At 72.2% G+C, this 16,687-nt stretch carries 17 protein-coding genes; 12 read left to right on the forward strand and 5 right to left on the reverse strand.

What is annotated here, in order from left to right:
* Positions 1–141: 141 nt before the first annotated feature.
* Both H4687_RS10010 and H4687_RS10015 read left to right on the forward strand, forming a co-directional pair.
* Positions 142–660, forward strand: coding sequence for a gluconokinase (locus tag H4687_RS10010; protein WP_046916751.1), 519 nt, complete (start codon positions 142–144; stop codon positions 658–660).
* 83 nt (positions 661–743) lie between these two features.
* The gene (locus H4687_RS10015; RefSeq protein WP_046916931.1) at positions 744–2,141 is read left to right on the forward strand and encodes a GntP family permease; all 1,398 of its coding nucleotides are present in this window, start codon (positions 744–746) and stop codon (positions 2,139–2,141) included.
* Positions 2,142–2,230: 89 nt separating this feature from the next.
* On the opposite strand, the gene H4687_RS10020 is transcribed toward H4687_RS10015, so the two are convergent.
* From H4687_RS10020 to H4687_RS10030, 3 genes are all read right to left on the reverse strand, one after another.
* Entirely contained in the window at positions 2,231–2,854 is a 624-nt protein-coding gene (locus H4687_RS10020) for a cytochrome b/b6 domain-containing protein (protein ID WP_005485146.1), read from the reverse strand.
* A complete protein-coding gene (locus H4687_RS10025) occupies positions 2,838–3,611 on the reverse strand; it encodes a molybdopterin-dependent oxidoreductase (RefSeq protein WP_046916932.1) in 774 nt (257 codons plus the stop codon). Before H4687_RS10025 ends, H4687_RS10020 begins: the two co-directional genes overlap by 17 nt.
* Before the next feature lie 93 nt (positions 3,612–3,704).
* Positions 3,705–5,360: an FAD-binding dehydrogenase gene (locus H4687_RS10030; protein ID WP_046916933.1), complete on the reverse strand. Its 1,656-nt coding sequence runs from the start codon at positions 5,358–5,360 to the stop codon at positions 3,705–3,707.
* A gap of 317 nt (positions 5,361–5,677) precedes the next feature.
* Between H4687_RS10030 and H4687_RS10035 the strand changes: the two genes are divergently transcribed.
* The 8 genes from H4687_RS10035 to H4687_RS10070 all read left to right on the forward strand — a co-directional run bounded on the left by H4687_RS10035 (position 5,678) and on the right by H4687_RS10070 (position 12,033).
* Positions 5,678–6,580, forward strand: coding sequence for a DMT family transporter (locus H4687_RS10035; protein WP_050398505.1), 903 nt, complete (start codon positions 5,678–5,680; stop codon positions 6,578–6,580).
* A 224-nt stretch (positions 6,581–6,804) separates the two neighbouring features.
* Complete coding sequence (locus H4687_RS10040; RefSeq protein WP_046916892.1) at positions 6,805–7,347, forward strand: NUDIX hydrolase; 543 nt, start codon at positions 6,805–6,807, stop codon at positions 7,345–7,347.
* A gap of 10 nt (positions 7,348–7,357) precedes the next feature.
* Positions 7,358–7,750, forward strand: a complete 393-nt coding sequence (locus tag H4687_RS10045; RefSeq protein WP_046916891.1) for a YidH family protein — start codon at positions 7,358–7,360, stop codon at positions 7,748–7,750.
* Positions 7,747–8,079: a DUF202 domain-containing protein gene (locus H4687_RS10050; RefSeq protein ID WP_046916890.1), complete on the forward strand. Its 333-nt coding sequence runs from the start codon at positions 7,747–7,749 to the stop codon at positions 8,077–8,079. The genes H4687_RS10045 and H4687_RS10050 overlap by 4 nt, the downstream gene beginning before the upstream one ends.
* Positions 8,080–8,222: 143 nt before the next feature.
* The gene (locus H4687_RS10055) at positions 8,223–8,519 is read left to right on the forward strand and encodes a hypothetical protein (protein WP_046916889.1); all 297 of its coding nucleotides are present in this window, start codon (positions 8,223–8,225) and stop codon (positions 8,517–8,519) included.
* A gap of 146 nt (positions 8,520–8,665) precedes the next feature.
* Positions 8,666–9,577: an MBL fold metallo-hydrolase gene (locus H4687_RS10060; RefSeq protein WP_046916888.1), complete on the forward strand. Its 912-nt coding sequence runs from the start codon at positions 8,666–8,668 to the stop codon at positions 9,575–9,577.
* Positions 9,578–9,777: 200 nt separating this feature from the next.
* A complete protein-coding gene (locus H4687_RS10065) occupies positions 9,778–10,812 on the forward strand; it encodes a phosphotransferase family protein (RefSeq protein ID WP_046916887.1) in 1,035 nt (344 codons plus the stop codon).
* 6 nt (positions 10,813–10,818) lie between these two features.
* Entirely contained in the window at positions 10,819–12,033 is a 1,215-nt protein-coding gene (locus H4687_RS10070) for an acyl-CoA dehydrogenase family protein (protein ID WP_046916886.1), read from the forward strand.
* 203 nt (positions 12,034–12,236) lie between these two features.
* Here the strand turns inward: H4687_RS10070 and H4687_RS10075 are convergent, their stop codons facing one another.
* Entirely contained in the window at positions 12,237–12,830 is a 594-nt protein-coding gene (locus H4687_RS10075) for a TetR/AcrR family transcriptional regulator (protein WP_046916885.1), read from the reverse strand.
* Positions 12,831–12,969: 139 nt separating this feature from the next.
* Positions 12,970–13,755, reverse strand: a complete 786-nt coding sequence (locus H4687_RS10080; protein WP_046916884.1) for an SDR family oxidoreductase — start codon at positions 13,753–13,755, stop codon at positions 12,970–12,972.
* A 213-nt stretch (positions 13,756–13,968) separates the two neighbouring features.
* Between H4687_RS10080 and H4687_RS10085 the strand changes: the two genes are divergently transcribed.
* A complete protein-coding gene (locus H4687_RS10085) occupies positions 13,969–15,219 on the forward strand; it encodes an exo-beta-N-acetylmuramidase NamZ family protein (protein ID WP_046916883.1) in 1,251 nt (416 codons plus the stop codon).
* Positions 15,220–15,337: 118 nt separating this feature from the next.
* Positions 15,338–16,642, forward strand: a complete 1,305-nt coding sequence (locus tag H4687_RS10090; protein ID WP_225966649.1) for a serine-threonine protein kinase — start codon at positions 15,338–15,340, stop codon at positions 16,640–16,642.
* The last annotated feature ends 45 nt before the right edge of the window (positions 16,643–16,687 follow it).

A 16,687-nucleotide genomic window follows, 5' to 3' on the forward strand; every position in this document is an offset into this window, starting at 1 on the left:
GGATCAGGGTACGAGGAGGGGAGCGCGGAGAAAAAGTCAGACTTATTTGGGTCGAGGGCTTGAATTCATCGTACTTATTGGGCTTCAGTGTCGTTGGCGTCGGGTGACGTCACAGATGTCGACGGAGGCAGCGAGGTAGTGATGCGTACCCCTCATGTCGTCGTGGTGATGGGCGTGGCAGGGACCGGGAAGACCACGATCGGACCCCTGCTCGCGGCCCGGCTCGGCGTTCCCTACGCCGAGGGCGACGACTTCCACCCCGAGGCCAACATCGCCAAGATGTCGGCCGGGACGCCGCTGGACGACGCGGACCGGGGGCCCTGGCTGGACGCCATCGGCGCGTGGGCCCACGGCCGGGACGGGCTCGGCGGGGTGGTGAGCTGTTCCGCGTTGAAGCGCGTGTACCGGGACCGGTTGCGGGCCGCCGCGCCCGGTGTGGTCTTCCTGCACCTCGCCGGTGACCGGGCGCTCATCGAGGACCGCATGTCGCACCGCCGGGGGCACTTCATGCCGACGGCGCTGCTCGACTCGCAGTTCGCCACGCTGCAGCCGCTGGAGGCGGACGAGGCGGGTGTCGCGGTCGACGTGTCGGGGTCGCCCGAGGAGATCGCCGAGCGGGCGGTCACCGCGCTGCGGGAGACCGGCCCGGCCGGGTCGTAGGGCCACCGCGGCCCAGCCCCCTCCTCCGCCCCTTTCTTCGCTTGCTTCCCCCCTCCCCCACCCTCTCCACTCAAGGACTCACCGTGACCGGACTCAACGTCGAGTTGCTGGCAGCGGACCCCGTCGAGCCGATCACCTCGGCGGGGCACGCGCAGCTGGGCATGGCCGTGCTGGCGGGCATCGCCGTGATCGTCGTGCTCATCACCAGGTTCAAGGTGCACGCCTTCCTGGCGCTGACCATCGGCTCGCTCGCGCTGGGCGCGTTCGCCGGGGCGCCGCTGGACAAGGCGATCGCGAGCTTCACCACCGGGCTCGGGGCGACCGTGGCCGGAGTGGGCGTGCTCATCGCGCTCGGTGCCATTCTCGGCAAGCTGCTGGCGGACTCGGGCGGCGCCGACCAGATCGTCGACACGATCCTCGCGAAGGCCGGCGGGCGGGCGATGCCGTGGGCGATGGTGCTGATCGCCTCCGTGATCGGGCTGCCGCTGTTCTTCGAGGTCGGGATCGTGCTGCTGATCCCGGTGGTGCTGATGGTCGCCAAGCGCGGCAACTACTCGCTGATGCGCATCGGGATCCCGGCTCTCGCCGGTCTGTCCGTCATGCACGGGCTGATCCCGCCGCACCCCGGTCCCCTGGTCGCCATCGACGCGGTGCGGGCCGATCTGGGCGTCACGCTGGCGCTGGGGCTGCTGGTGGCGATACCGACCGTGATCATCGCCGGGCCGCTGTTCTCGAAGTACGCCGCGCGCTGGGTGGACGTGCCCGTCCCCGAGCGCATGATCCCCGCGCGCGCCTCGGAGGAGCTGGAGAAGCGACCGGGGTTCGGCGCGACCGTCGCGACCATGCTGCTGCCGGTGGTGCTGATGCTGGCCAAGGCGCTGGTGGACATCGTCGTGGACGATCCCGAGCAGATGGTCCAGCGGGTCTTCGACGTGGCCGGCTCGCCGCTGATCGCGCTGCTCGCGTCCGTGATCGTGGGCATGTTCACGCTGGGGCGGGCGGCCGGGTTCACCAAGGAGCGGCTCGGGTCGACGGTCGAGAAGTCCCTCGCGCCCATCGCGGGCATCCTGCTGATCGTCGGCGCCGGTGGCGGGTTCAAGCAGACGCTCATCGACTCCGGGGTCGGGCAGATGATCCTGGAGATCTCCGAGGACTGGTCGATCCCCGCGCTCGTCCTGGCCTGGCTGATCGCGGTGGCGATCCGGCTGGCCACCGGCTCGGCCACGGTCGCCACGATCTCGGCGGCGGGGCTGGTGGCCCCGCTCGCCGCGGACATGTCGACCACGCACACGGCCCTGCTGGTCCTCGCGATCGGCGCCGGCTCCCTCTTCTTCAGCCACGTCAACGACGCCGGGTTCTGGATGGTGAAGGAGTACTTCGGGATGACCGTCGGCCAGACCATCAAGACCTGGTCGGTGATGGAGACGATCATCTCGGTGGTGGCGGGGGCGATCGTGCTGCTGTTGTCGCTGGTGATCTAGGCGTACGCCCGGTACCACGGGGCGCTGGTGCGCCGGTGATCCGGGGGGTACGGGTGGTACGGGGCCGGGGCTCCCGGCTGTGTGCGGCGCTACGGCCGCCACAGCGGGTGTTCCCGGTCCGCCCATTCCCGGCTCACCGAGCCCGTGCGCAGGCCCCGGCGGGCCTCCGGGTCGCCCAGGGCCATGCCGATGTGGCCCGCCAGGACGATCCCGATGGTCAGGGCCAGCCAGTCGTGGACGAAGGTCGCGCTGGTGCGCCACATCAGCGGGGTGAGGTGGGTGAACCACATCATCAGGCCCGTGGCGAGCATGACGAGGGTGGCGCCGGCGATCCAGGAGGCGTAGAGCTTCTGGCCCGCGTTGAACTTGGCGGCGGGGCGTGCGCCCGGGGCGCGGCGGCGGGCGGCGCGGAGCCAGACGCGGTCGTGCGGGCCCCAGCGGTTCAGCCGGCCGAGGTCGGCGCGGAACGCGCGGGAGGCCAGGCCCGCGAGCACGGGGAGGGGCAGCAGCAGGCCGGCCCACTGGTGGACGGTCACCACGAGCGCCCGGCGGCCGACCAGTTCGGCGAGTGCGGGCACGTAGAGGCAGGCGGCCGTCACCACGCAGATGCCCATCAGGGCGGCCGTGGTGCGGTGGATCCAGCGTTCGGCGGCCGTGAAGCGGGCCACGCGGGCCTCCGCCAGGACGGGGGGTTCCTCAAGTCGTCGGTTCATCGTCCCGCCCGTTCGATCGGCCGACCCACGCGTCGATGTCGTAGCCCCGCTCCTCCCAGTAGCCCGGCTCGACCTTCTCCGTGACCTCGATGCCGGAGAGCCATTTGGCGGACTTGTAGAAGTACATGGGAGCGACGTACAGGCGGACGGGGCCGCCGTGGTTGTGGGTGATGTCCTTGTCCTGCATGCGCAGGGCGACGAGGACGTCCGCGCGGCGGGCCTGTTCGAGGGTGAGGCTCTCGGTGTACGCCCCGTCGAAGCAGGTGAAACGGATGGCGCCCGCCGAGGAGCGGACCCCGGCCGCGTCCAGCAGCGCGGAGAGCCGTACGCCCTCGAACGGGGTGTCCGGGACGCGCCAACCGGTGACGCACTGGACGTCCTCGACCATTCGCGTCTGCGGGAGGGCCCGCAGGTCGGCGAGGGTGTACGAGGTGGGTCTGTCGACCAGGCCGCCGACGGTGAGGCGGTAGTCCTTCGCGGTCCTGCGGGGGACGGACGCCGTCACCGAGTAGTAGCGGAAGCCGCCGCCGTTGGGGAGCAGACCGGTCAGGCCGGTGGGGTCCTTCTGGGCCGCCTCGCCGAGGAACGCCTCCATTCCGCGTTGGAGGACGGGGGCCGCGACCACGCCGAGGGCGCCGAGTCCGAGGGTGCCGAGGAGGACACGGCGGCCGATGGGCGCGCCGCGCCCCGGTCCCCCGTCCTCGTCTTCGGGGGGTTCCGCCGGCGCCTGCCGCGCCGTGGGCTGTTCGGGGTTCACGTATTGATTCGAACATCCGCCGCCCCCGTCGGGCCAGCGACGGCGGAGATTCGTCAGGATTCCGTAAGGCTCGGCGGGGCCGGCCTCTTCGGCTCAGCCCGTCGCCTTCGCCGCCGCCCGGCCCGCCGTGCGGCCGGAGAACAGGCAGCCGCCGAGGAACGTGCCCTCCAGGGAGCGGTAACCGTGCACACCGCCGCCGCCGAAGCCCGCGGCCTCGCCCGCCGCGTACACGCCCTCCAGCGGGTCGCCGCCCTCGGTGAGGACGCGGGAGGAGAGGTCGGTCTCCAGGCCGCCGAGGGTCTTGCGGGTCAGGATGTTCAGCCGGACGGCGATCAGCGGACCCGCCTTGGGGTCGAGGATGCGGTGCGGGGTGGCGGTGCGGATGAGCTTGTCGCCGAGGTAGTTGCGGGCCCCCCGGATCGCCATCACCTGGAGGTCCTTGGTGAAGGGGTTGGCGACCTCCCGGTCCCGGGAGACGATCTCGCGGCGCAGTTCGGCCTCGTCGATCAGCGGTTCCTTCGTGAGCGCGTTCATGCCGCGGACGAGGGAGCCGAGGTCCTTCTCGACGACGAAGTCGACGCCCTTGTCCATGAAGGCCTTGACCGGCGCGGGCACGTCCGCGCGGGCCCGGATGAAGACGTCCTTGACGGACTTGCCGGTCAGGTCGGGGTTCTGCTCGGAGCCGGAGAGGGCGAACTCCTTGCCGATGATCTTCTGGTCGAGCACGAACCAGGTGTAGTCGTACCCGGTCCTCATGATGTGCTCCAGCGTGCCCAGGGTGTCGAAGCCGGGGAACAGCGGGACCGGGAGCCGCTTGCCGCGGGCGTCCAGCCAGAGCGAGGACGGGCCGGGCAGGACGCGGATGCCGTGGTTCTCCCAGATGGGGTTCCAGTTCTGGATGCCCTCGGTGTAGTGCCACATCCGGTCGCGGTTGATGAGGTGGGCGCCCGCCTCCTCGGCGATGCCGAGCATCCGGCCGTCGACGTGCGCCGGCACGCCGGAGATCATCCTCTCCGGGGCCTTGCCGAGGCGCTGGGGCCAGTTGGCGCGGACGAGGTCGTGGTTGCCGCCGATGCCGCCGGAGGTGACGATCACGGCCTGGGCCTTCAGTTCGAAGGCGCCGGTGACGTTGCGGGTGCTGGGCTGGCCCCGCTCGATGGTCGACGGTTCCAGGATCTCGCCGGTGACGGTGTCGACGGCTCCCGCGCTGCGCGCGAGGCCGGTCACCCGGTGCCGGAACTTCAGCTGGACGAGGCCCCGGGCCACACCCTCGCGTACCCGGCGCTCGAAGGGCTCCACGAGGCCGGGGCCGGTGCCCCAGGTGATGTGGAAGCGGGGGACGGAGTTGCCGTGGCCGTTGGCGTCGTACCCGCCGCGCTCGGCCCAGCCGACCACCGGGAAGAACCGGACGCCCTGGCGGTGCAGCCAGGACCGCTTCTCGCCGGCCGCGAAGTCGACGTACGCCTCGGCCCACTTGCGCGGCCAGTGGTCCTCCTCGCGGTCGAAGGCGGCCGTGCCCATCCAGTCCTGGAGGGCGAGCGCGTGGCTGTCCTTGATGCGCAGGCGGCGCTGCTCGGGCGAGTCGACGAAGAAGAGTCCGCCGAAGGACCAGTGCGCCTGGCCGCCGATCGACTGCTCCGGCTCCTGGTCGAGGAGGATCACCTTGCGGCCCGCGTCGACGAGCTCCGCGGTCGCCGCGAGCCCCGCGAGGCCTGCCCCGATCACGATCACATCTGCGTCGTACGACATTCGAGGACGTCCTCTCGGGAACGGGTCGGGCGGTGGGTCGGGCGAAGGAGGGCAGGCCGAAGCGGGCCAGACACGGCCCCAGGCCTTGTTACTGGCCGGTCAGCAGCTTTGGCACAGATCCTTCGGCAGAAGGAGTGACCTAGTCAACTGCCGAGGTGTGTCTCCTCCCACGGACAGGTTCCGGCGGGGGCGACTACAGTCGGTCGAATACGTATCGGGCCACCCGTCGGGGTACAAATCATCCTCCGTCCGGGATGCCTGGCGGATGCCCCTGGGGGTACCCGCCGTGGTCCGTCCGACGACCCGAGGTACTCCGCGTGTCGGTTCTTGTTCTTCTTCTCGCCGTGAGCGCCGCCTGCTGTCTGGGCTTCGGCTTCGTCCTCCAGCAGCAGGCCGCCTCGCACGCCCCGCTGGGCGACTTCCTCTCGCCCCGGCTGCTGCTCGACCTGATCCGGGTGCCGCGCTGGCTCGGCGGCATCGGGCTGATGGTGTGCGGGATGGCACTGGGCGCGGTCGCGCTCGGCCGGGGCGAGGTCACCCTCGTGGAACCGCTCCTCGCGACCAACCTCCTCTTCGCGCTCGGCCTCTCCCGCCGGCAGACCCGTCAGCCGCTGGGCCGTCAGGGCTGGGCGGGGCTGGTGCTGCTCGCGGGCGGGGTCACCGCGTTCATCGTCGCCGGGCGGCCGGAGGGCGGGGCGGCGGTCGGCGGCCCCTTCCGGCAGTGGCTGATCATCGGCGTCATGGTGGGGCTCGCGCTGCTGCTCACGGCCTACGCGAAGCGGTCCCGGCTGAGTGCCGCGCCGGTCCTCCTGGCGGTCGCCGCCGGGCTGCTGTACGGCGTCCAGGACGCGCTCACCCGGGTCAGCGGGCAACTGTTCGGCGAGGGCGGCTGGGGCGGGCTGCTCACCTCGTGGCAGCCGTACGGGGTCGCTCTGCTCGGGGTGACCGGGCTCCTCCTCGTACAGAGCGCGTTCGAGACGGGGCCGCTGCGGATGTCGCTGCCCGCGCTGACCGCCGCGCAGCCGCTGGCGGGGATCGCGTGCGGGGTGGGGTTCCTGGGGGACCGGCTGCGGATGGACGCGGGCGCCCTCGCGTGGGAGGCGGCGGGGTTGGCGGGGGTTGTGGTGGGGGTGGTGCTTCTCGGGATGCATCCGGCGATGCCGTGCGGCTCCGCCGGGGGGCGGGAGGGTGGGGTGCGGGCCGGGGCGGGCGCCTCGTAGGTCGGGGGTGCGGGTGGGCGCCCTATAGGTCGGGGGTGCGGGCTGCGTGGCGGGTGCGGGTGGGTGGGGGTTGTTCGCGCAGTTCCCCGCGCCCCTGGAAAGCGCCGGGCTCGGCCCGTGGCGGCGCTGGGCGTGCGGTTTCCCGCGCCCCTCACAAGCGGCGGGCTGGGCCCGTGGCGTCGGTCGGTGACCCGTGGCCGGGGCGGCGCGTTCACAATGAGGTCATGAGTGCCGCTGACGAGATTCTTGACATCGTGGATGAGGGCGACCGCGTCATCGGGCAGGTTCCGCGAGGGGAGGCGTATGCCCGGGGGTTGCGGCATCGGGCCGTGTTCGTGCTGGTCAGAGATGGGGACGGGCGGGTGTTCGTGCATCGCCGGACGGACACGAAGCTGATCTTCCCCTCGCTGTACGACATGTTCGTGGGCGGCGTCGTCGGGGCGGGCGAGTCCTACGACGACGCGGCCCTGCGCGAGGCCGAGGAGGAGCTGGGCGTCTCCGGGCTGCCCCGGCCCGCGCCGCTGTTCAAGTTCCTCTACGACGACGGGGCCCGGCGCACCTGGTGGTCGGCGGTGTACGAGGTCCGCTGCGAACTGCCGGTGGACCCGCAGACGGAGGAGGTCGCCTGGCACGGGTTCCTGACGGAGGCCGAGGTGGAGCGGCGGCTGGGCGAGTGGGAGTGGGTGCCGGACGGGGTGGCGGCGTACGAGCGGCTGAGGGCGAGGGGAAGCCGGGAGGCCGTTCTGGGCCCGGAAGCCGACCGGTAATGTCCTACACGTGATCGAATTTGCACGGAACGTCCGCCTCTGGTTCGCCCCCGGGGAGATCCGGGAGGAAGGCCGCACTCCCGACTACCGGTTCTCCCTGGCCAACGAGCGGACGTTCCTCGCCTGGCTGCGCACCTCGCTCGCCCTGATCGGCGGCGGTTTCGCGGTGGACCAGTTCCTGCCGGACCTGCGCTGGGGCTGGCGCGTCGGGCTCGCGCTGGTCCTGCTGGGCGCCGGGGTGCTGTGCGCGTTGCGGGCGGTCAACCACTGGGTGCGCTGCGAGCGGGCGATGCGACGCGGGGAGGACCTGCCGGTGTCCCGCTTCCCGGCGGTGCTCGGCATCCTCGTCGCGGTGGTGGCGGTCGCCATGGTCGCCGTGGTCCTGTTCCGGTGGGAGGGGTGAGCCCGTCGTACCCCGCGACGGAGCCCGCCGATCGCGACCCCGGCCTCCAGCCCGAGCGCACCCGGCTCGCCTGGCGGCGTACGACCCTCGCGGGTGCCGTGGCCGCCGTACTCGCGGCGAAGTCCGCCCTGCACGGCGGCCCGTCCACGCCCGGCGTACTGGCCGCGGCCCTGTGCGCGGTGCTGTGGCTGGGCTTCCTGGCGCTCGCCCATCGCCGTATCCACACCCTGGCGGCCTCCCGCCCGCCGGTCCTCCCGCCCCGGGTCGCCACGACGGCCGTCCTGTGCGTGATCGCCCTCGCGGTGTGCGGCGCGGCCCTGGTGTTCTGACCTCGCGGACCGCGAAGAGGGGCGATCGGGCGAACCGAAGACAGGGCAGGTCTTGGCCTGTGCATGGAGTTTCCAAAGGGATAAATGGGGCTTGTGTGCCTAGCCTGGACAGGTCACCCCCCGTCCCACCGAAGGTGAGCGCGATGACCACCCTGCACCAGGAGCACCCGGTCCACGACCACGACCACAGCCCCACCTGCGGGCACACCGCCGTGTCGCACGGTGACCACACCGACTACGCGCACGACGGGCATCTGCACCGCGAGCACTCCGGCCACTGGGACGAATGCGAGCCGAGCGGGCACACCGCCCACGACGGGCACGCCCACGAGCACGGCGAGGACTGCGGGCACCAGGCGGTCACGCACGGCGACCACGTGGACTACGTGCACGACGGACACCGCCACGCCGCCCACGACGGGCACTGGGACGACCACTGACGGTACCGACGGCGCCAAGGGCCGGCGCGGACGCCGGCACCGCCGCCCGCGCCGGATCCATACCCCCGGTTTCCCCCTGATCGTCGCCGACTGGCAGGCTCGGACCACCAGTTGGCGATCGATCCGGGGGGACGAAGGGGGTCACCATGACCGCGCAAGAGCCGTACACCGTCGAGCTCGCGAGCGACGTGTACGCGTATGTGCAGCCGGACGGCGGATGGTGTCTGAACAACTCGGGTTTCGTGAGTGACGGGACCAGCACTCTGCTCGTGGACACGGCGGCGACCGAGCGCCGCACCCGTGCCCTCGGCGCCGCGCTCGACGCGACCGGCGTCCCGAAGCCCCGTCTCCTGGTCAACACCCACCACCACGGGGACCACACCTACGGCAACGGCTTCTTCACGCCCTCCGCCACCCTCGTCTCGCACTCGGCCTGCCGCCGCGAGGCCCTCGCCGGCGGGCAGCACCTTCATCTGCTGTGGCCGGAGACCGACTTCGGCGCCGTCGACATCCGGGGCGCGGACCTCACGTACGACGACCGCCTGACGCTCCACGTCGGCGACATCGAGGCCCAGGTCATCCACCCCGGCATCTCGCACACGGTCGGCGACTCCGTCGTCTGGCTGCCGCACCGGCGGGTGCTGTTCGCGGGGGACCTGGTCTTCGAGGGAGGGACGCCGTTCTTCCTGATGGGCTCGCTGAGCGGTTCGCTGCGGGCACTGGCGCTGCTGCGCGAGCTGGGCGCCGAGACCGTCGTGCCGGGGCACGGGCCCGTCACCGACCCCTCCGCCTTCGACCGGGCCGAGCGGTACACGCGGTTCGTGGCCGAGGTCGCCGAGAAGTCGCACGCGGCGGGGCTGACACCGCTGGAGGCGGCGCGGAGCACGGATCTCGGCCAGTACGCCGAGCTGCCCGAGAGCGAGCGGCTGGTGGCGAACCTGCACCGGGCCTACGCCGAGCTGGACGGGAAGCCCGAGGGCGAGGGCGTCGACCCGTTCGCCGGGTTCATGGACATGGCCACCGTCAACGGCGGGGAGATGATGACCTGCCACGCCTGACGGCCGCCGTACGGGATCCGGCCGCGCCCGGCCGGATCCCGTCGGGACGCCGTCGGGACGCCGTCGGGACGCACCGGGACGCCGTCGGGACGCGTCGGGATCCCGCCGAGACTCCGATCACTTTCGTGTCACCCACTGGACGACATACCGACCGGTCGGCATCATGAGACGAGTCCCGTTCACCGTGTGTAGGAGCGATGATGCACCCAGACCACCCGCCAGGTCTCGATCCCGATCGGCTCCGCGTCCTGCTCGACGCCGAGCGGCCCGGACTCGTGGGCGGCCCGCTCACCGGCCGGCTGATCGAGGGCGGACGGTCGAACCTGACGTACGAGGTCACCGACGGCACCGCGAAGTGGGTCGTACGGCGCCCTCCGCTGGGCCATGTGCTGGCGACCGCGCACGACATGAGGCGCGAGCACCGCGTGATCAGCGCGCTGCACACCACCGCTGTGCCGGTGCCGCGTCCCGTGCTGTTCTGCGACGACGAGGACGTGCTCGGCGCGCCCTTCTACGTCATGGACTTCGTCGAGGGCACCCCCTACCGCACCGCCGAGCAGCTGGCGCCGCTGGGCGCGGAGCGCACCCGGGCCGCCGTGCTGAGCCTGGTCGACACCCTCGTCGAACTGCACGCGGTGGACCCCGCCGAGGTGGGTCTCGCCGACTTCGGTCGCCCTGAGGGCTTCCTGGACCGGCAACTGCGGCGCTGGGGAAAGCAGTTGGACGCGTCCCGCAACCGTGAACTGGCCGGCATCGACGAACTGCACGCGGCCCTGGGACGCCGGCTGCCCCCCTCCCCCGCACCGACCGTCGTGCACGGCGACTACCGCCTGGACAACGTGCTGCTCGGCGACGACGACCGGATCAGGGCCATCCTGGACTGGGAGATGTCCACGCTCGGCGATCCGCTCACCGACCTGGGCCTGCTGGTGATGTACAGCGTGCCGCTCGCCCTGCCCGACTCGCCGGTCTCCACGACCGCGGCGGCCGCCGGGCACCCGGATCCGGCCGAGATCGTCGAGCGGTACGCGGCCCGTTCGGGCCGTGACGTCTCCTCGGTGTCGTGGTACACGGCCTTCGCGTGGTTCAAGCTCGCCGTGATCCTGGAGGGCATCCACTACCGGTACACACTCGGCCAGACGGTCGGCCACGGCTTCGACCGCATCGGCGACCTGGTCCCCGTCTTCATCGAACACGGCCTGACGACTCTCCGCGCCGGCACCCAGGAAGGCTGACCCGCCATGGACTTCGCATTCGACGCCCGCACGGAGGAGCTGCGCACCAGGCTCCTCGCCTTCATGGACGCGTACGTGTACCCGGCGGAAGCCGTGGCCGAGGAGCAGCGGGCCGAGCTGGCCTCGCCGTGGGACACGCCCGCCGTGGTGGAGGACCTGAAGGCCGAGGCCCGCCGGCAGGGCCTGTGGAACCTCTTCCTGCCCGACTCCGAGTACGGCGCGGGGCTCACCAACCTGCAGTACGCGCCGCTCGCCGAGATCACGGGCCGCTCCCCGCAGTTGGCGCCGACCGCGCTGAACTGCGCCGCGCCCGATACGGGCAACATGGAGGTGCTGAGCCAGTTCGGCGACGAGACGCAGAAGAAGCAGTGGCTGGAGCCGCTGCTCGCCGGCGAGATCCGGTCGGCGTTCGCGATGACCGAACCGGAGGTGGCCTCCTCGGACGCCACCAACATCACCACGCTGATCGAGCGGGACGGCGACGACTATGTCGTCAACGGCCGCAAGTGGTACATCTCCGGGGCCATGAACCCCGACTGCCGGATCTTCATCGTGATGGGCAAGACGGACCCGGACCGGGCCGACATCCGCCGCCAGCAGTCGATGATCCTGGTCCCGCGGGACACTCCGGGTGTCACGGTGCGGCGGGCCATGCAGGTGTTCGGATACGAGGACCACTCCCACGGCGGCCACGCCGAGGTGGTCTTCGACAACGCGCGGGTGCCGGCCGCCAACCTGATCGGCGAGGAGGGCGGCGGTTTCGCCATCGCGCAGGCGCGGCTCGGACCGGGGCGCATCCACCACTGCATGAGGCTGATCGGGATGGCCGAGCGGGCGATCGAGTTGATGTGCCGGCGCGCGGTGGCCCGGGAGGCCTTCGGCAAGGCGCTGGCGCAGCAGGGGGTCGTGCACAACTGGATCGCCGACGCCCGGGTGGCGGTGGAGCAGCTGCGGCTGCTGGTGCTGAAGACGGCGTGGATGATGGACACGGTGGGCAACAAGGGGGCCCACGCGGAGATCCAGGCGATCAAGATCGCTACGCCTCGGACGGTCGTGGACATCATCGACCGGGCCATCCAGCTGCACGGCGCCGGGGGTGTCAGTCAGGACTTCCCGCTGGCGGAGCTGTACGCGGGGGCGCGCACGCTGATGATCGCGGACGGGCCGGACGAGGTGCACCAGCGGTCGCTGGCCCGACGGGAGCTGAAGCGGTACGTGTGAGCGGGGGCGCGTTGTCGGGCGCGGGTGCGTGGGGGCTGGTCGCGCAGTTTCCCGCGCCCCTGGGAGCCCAGGCCCTGCGGGCCTGAAAGCGCAGGCCCCGCGGGCCTGAAAAGCGGCGGGCGCAGCCCCTGCTTTTCAGGGGCGCGGGGAACTGCGCGAGAAGCCCCACCGGGCCCGCACCCGACGACGCACCCGCATGCGTCCTACGGCCGCAGCGCGCGCAGCAGCAGGTCAGCCAGGTGGTCCGCGACCTCCTGCGGGCCCATCGGGCCGTCGGGGCGGTACCACGTCGACAGGTGGTGGACCGAGCCGAAGTGGTAGTCGACGACCAGGTCCGCCGGGGTCGCCTTCGAGAAGACGCCGGTCTCCTGGCCCTCCTCCACGAGCGCGCGGAAACGCTCGTGGTACCGACGGCGTTCCGCGCGGACCTGCTTGTTCTTGTCCGGGCTCAGATGGTGCATGGACCGGAAGAAGATCATCGCGTCGTCGAGGTTGTCGATGGTGGTCACCACCACGTCGGCGGCGGCACCCCGCAACCGCTCCTCGACGGGCGCGTCGGCCCCCGCGAACGCGTCGAGCCGCTCCTGCTGGATGCGCAGCACGCGCGCGTACACCTCGTGCAGCAGGTCGTCCTTGGAACCGAAGTAGTGGTACAGCGCGCCCTTGGTGACGCCGGCCGCCTCGACGATCTCCTGCACGGAGGTGCGGTCGTAGCCCCGCTCGGCGAAGAGCCGGGTGGCGGCGGCGAGCAGCCGCTGCGGGACGGGCGTACCGTCTCCGTCCGTCGTCCTGGGCACTGCCGCCACCTGCCTTCCGAGGTTCTGCCGTCGCCTGCCGGTCGCGCGCCGGCCGTCGGCCGGTTCCCACCGGCCGGAACCGGGCGCTCCCGCCGGAGGATCATCCCACCCTCCGGCGGGCGTCCGCCGGGCAGGGCGGTCAGCCCGTCGTCTCCCACTTCTGCTGGATGTGGTTCATGTTCGTCAGCCAGCGGTCCGGGTCGGCCGCCCTGGCCTGGTAGAAACCGGCCACCTCGGGGTGCGGCAGGATCAGGAAGCGGTCCTTGTCGATGCCCTCGAAGAGCGCGTCGGCCACGTCCTCGGGCTCGATCGCGGTCGGTGTGAGCACCAGGTCGCCCGCGCTGCCGGAGGCGGTCAGCATGTCGGTGCGCACGCCCTGCGGGCAGATGGCGTGGACCTTGACGCCCCGGTGCCGGTAGGTGAGGGACAGCCATTCGGCGAAGGCGTACGCCCCGTGCTTGGTGACGCTGTAGGGCGCCGCGCCGATCATCGTGAGCAGCCCGGCCGCCGAGACGGTCGAGACGAAACGCCCGCTGCCCCGCTCCAGCCACGCCGGCAGCAGCTCGTGGGCCGCCCGGACGTGGGCCATGACGTTGACGTCCCAGGCGAGCGCCCACACCTTCTCGTCGGCCGCTTCCGTCCCGCCGGAGGCGAGTCCGGCATTGGCGCAGTAGACGTCCACGGTGCCGCCGAGCGCGTCCCGTGCCGCCGGGACGATCACGGACGCGTCCCCGGGGATCGCGGTCCCGCCGATCTCGTCGGCCACGGCCTTCGCCCGGTCACCGTCCAGGTCGTTCACGACGACCCGCGCGCCCTCGGCCGCGAACCGGCGGGCCAGAGCGGCCCCGATCCCGCCACCGGCTCCGGTGACGACCACACCCGCACCCCGCACGCTTCCCACGACCGGACTCCTTAGACGCGACATGTCTGACCGACCACGAACGGCTCGTCTGACTCTCTGGACAGTCAGACTAACCGGTCGGTATGTCGTGGAGGAAGGGCTCCGCCCGGCGCACTCGCAGGGGGCGCGGGAACCGCGCGACCCGCCGGGGACGGCGCGCGGGTGACGAACCGCCCGCCGGAGCGCTTAGCTTGCCTGTACGCCGCATCCCGCGACCGCGACCCGGAGGTCACCCCCATGCGCCTCTCCCGCCGCACGTTCCTCGCCGCCTCCACGGCGGCCACCGCCTCCTCGGCGGCCTCGGCCGGCCTCGCCGCTCCCCCGGCCGCCGCGACCGCCCCACGGCTGCGCACCGGCTTCGAGCGGCTGGCCGCCGACGGCTACCGGACCCTCGGCGGCCAGAAGGTCGGCATCGTCACCAACCCCACCGGCATCACCCGGGACGCCCGCCACATCGTCGACGTGATGCACGCCGACGACCGCGTGGACCTCAGGGCCGTCTTCGGCCCGGAGCACGGCTTCCGGGGCACCGCCCAGGCCGGCGGCTCCGAGGGCCGGCACGACGACCCGGCGACCGGGCTGCCGGTCTACGACACGTACCTCAAGAGCGGCCGGCCCCTGGCCGACGTCTTCACCGCCTCCGGCGTGGACACGGTCGTCTTCGACATCCAGGACGTGGGCGCCCGCTTCTACACCTACATCTGGACGCTGTACGACTGCATGGAGGCGGCCCGGCTGGCGGGGAAGCGTTTCGTCGTCCTGGACCGGCCGAACCCGGTGACCGGGCGGAGCGCCCAGGGACCCGTGCTGCACAAGGAGTTCGCGACGTTCGTCGGGCGGCAGCCCATCGCGCAGGCGCACGGGATGACGGTGGCGGAGCTGGCCCGGCTGTTCAACGGGGAGTTCCTCACCGAGCCCGTCCCGCTGGAGACCGTACTGATGTCGGGGTGGAAGCGGTCGTGGTTCCACGAGGACTCCGGGCTGCCCTGGGTGCCGCCGAGCCCGAACATGCCGACACCGGACACCGCCCTCGTGTACGCGGGGACGTGTCTCTTCGAGGGGACCAACCTGTCGGAGGGGCGCGGCACCACGCGGCCGTTCGAGCTGCTCGGCGCGGAGGGCGTCGACCGGCGGTGGGCGGCCGCCGCGAACGAACTCGGCCTGCCCGGCGCGCACTTCAGGGAGGCGTACTTCGCGCCGACGTTCTCCAAGTTCCAGGGGAAGACCATCGGGGGCGTTCAGATCCATGTGCACGACCGGGCCGCGTACGACCCCGTGCGCACCGGGATCGGCCTGCTCGTGACCGCCAGGAAGGTGTGGAGCGGGTTCGCGTGGCGTCCGGACAACTGGATCGACAAGCTGACCGGTTCGGCGCGGGTGCGGACGATGATCGACGCGGGGGCGGACACCGGCGAGGTCGTGGCGGGCTGGCGGGAGGAGCTGGCGGCGTTCCGCAGGGTGCGCAAGGAGTATCTGCTCTACCGGTAACGGGGGCGCCGAAAGCCGTGCGTACGGGACGTATGGCCATCCTTCGCCGTTGGCAGGACCATGCGCGTGAGCGCACCACCAGCGGGGCCGAAGGGGGCTCGTCGTGGCGGATCCGGAAATGAGCGTGTCTCCCTACTGGGAACTGACCTTCGACGCCGACGGTGACGTCGACACCGGTCAGCGGGACCGGCTGCTCGGCGGCGTCCGCCGACGCGGGGTCGAGGATCTGGTCGTCTTCGCGCACGGCTGGAACAGCGACCGGTCCGGCGCGAGGGAGCTCTACAGAAGCTTCCTCGCCCCGTTCCCGGAGCTGGCGCCGCACGCGAAGCTGGGTTACGTGGGCGTGCTGTGGCCCTCGATGCGGTTCTCGGACGAGCCGATCCCGGATCTCGAACCGGCCCCGGCCGTGGCGCCCCGCCGCCCCGCGCTCGACAAGAAGACCCGGCTCGCGCTGTCGGAGGTCTTCCCCGGGCGGGCCGTCGTCGTCGAGCGGCTCGCCCGGCTGCTGGAGGGGCGTGCGGACGACGGCCTCTCGCTGGAGGAGTTCGGGCGGCTCGTCCGGCTGCTGGTGGAGGTGCCGCCGCGGGGGCCGCAGGACGGGTGCGCGGCGGACACGGTCGCGGCGGGGGTGCCGGAGGGCATGCCCGGGATGCTGTGCGGGGACACGGCGGCCGTGTGCGCGGACTTCGCGGTCGCGCTGGCGGAGGTCGAGACCTCGGGGGTGATGACGGGGGCCGTGCCCACCCCGCCGCAGGCCTGGGACGGTGCCCATGAACTCCTGCGTCAGGCCACGTACTTCGCGATGAAGCGGCGGGCGGGGACGGTCGGCGAGCGGGGGCTCGGGCGACTGCTCGGCGGGCTCGCACGGACGGCACCGGAGGTGCGGGTGCACCTCGTCGGGCACAGCTTCGGCGCGCGTCTGGTGTCGTTCGCGCTGCGCGGGCTGCCCGAGGGCGTGCGCACGGTGAAGTCGGTGACGCTTCTGCAGGCGGCCTTCTCGCACTACGCGTTCGCGGCGCGGCTGCCCCACGACCACCGCGCGAGCGGGGTGCTCGACGGACGGCACAGGCGCATCGACGGGCCGTTGGTGTGCTGCCACTCCAGACACGACTCGGCGCTCGGGACCATCTACCCGCTCGCCTCCCGGATGGCGGGCGACGCGCGGACGGTGCTGGGCCTGAGCGTCAACAGCCTCCTCGGCACCAAGTGGGGGGCCCTCGGCTACGGCGGGGTGCGGGCGGTCGAGGGCACCCGGTCGTTCAAGCTGGCCGACGCCCTGCGGGTCCGGTTGCCGGCCTCGGGCTGCGTGAACGTCGACGCCTCGGCGGTGGTGCGGCGCGGCGGGGCTCCGTCCGGGGCGCACAGTGACATCTGCCACCGGGAGTTGGCGCGGGTGGTGCTGGCGGCGGGCCGTATCGTCTGATCCCGGCCCGCCGCCGTCCTGCTCACTCGCTCACTCGCACCGGTG

Source organism: Streptomyces stelliscabiei, from assembly GCF_014873495.1.
Taxonomy (GTDB): domain Bacteria; phylum Actinomycetota; class Actinomycetes; order Streptomycetales; family Streptomycetaceae; genus Streptomyces; species Streptomyces bottropensis.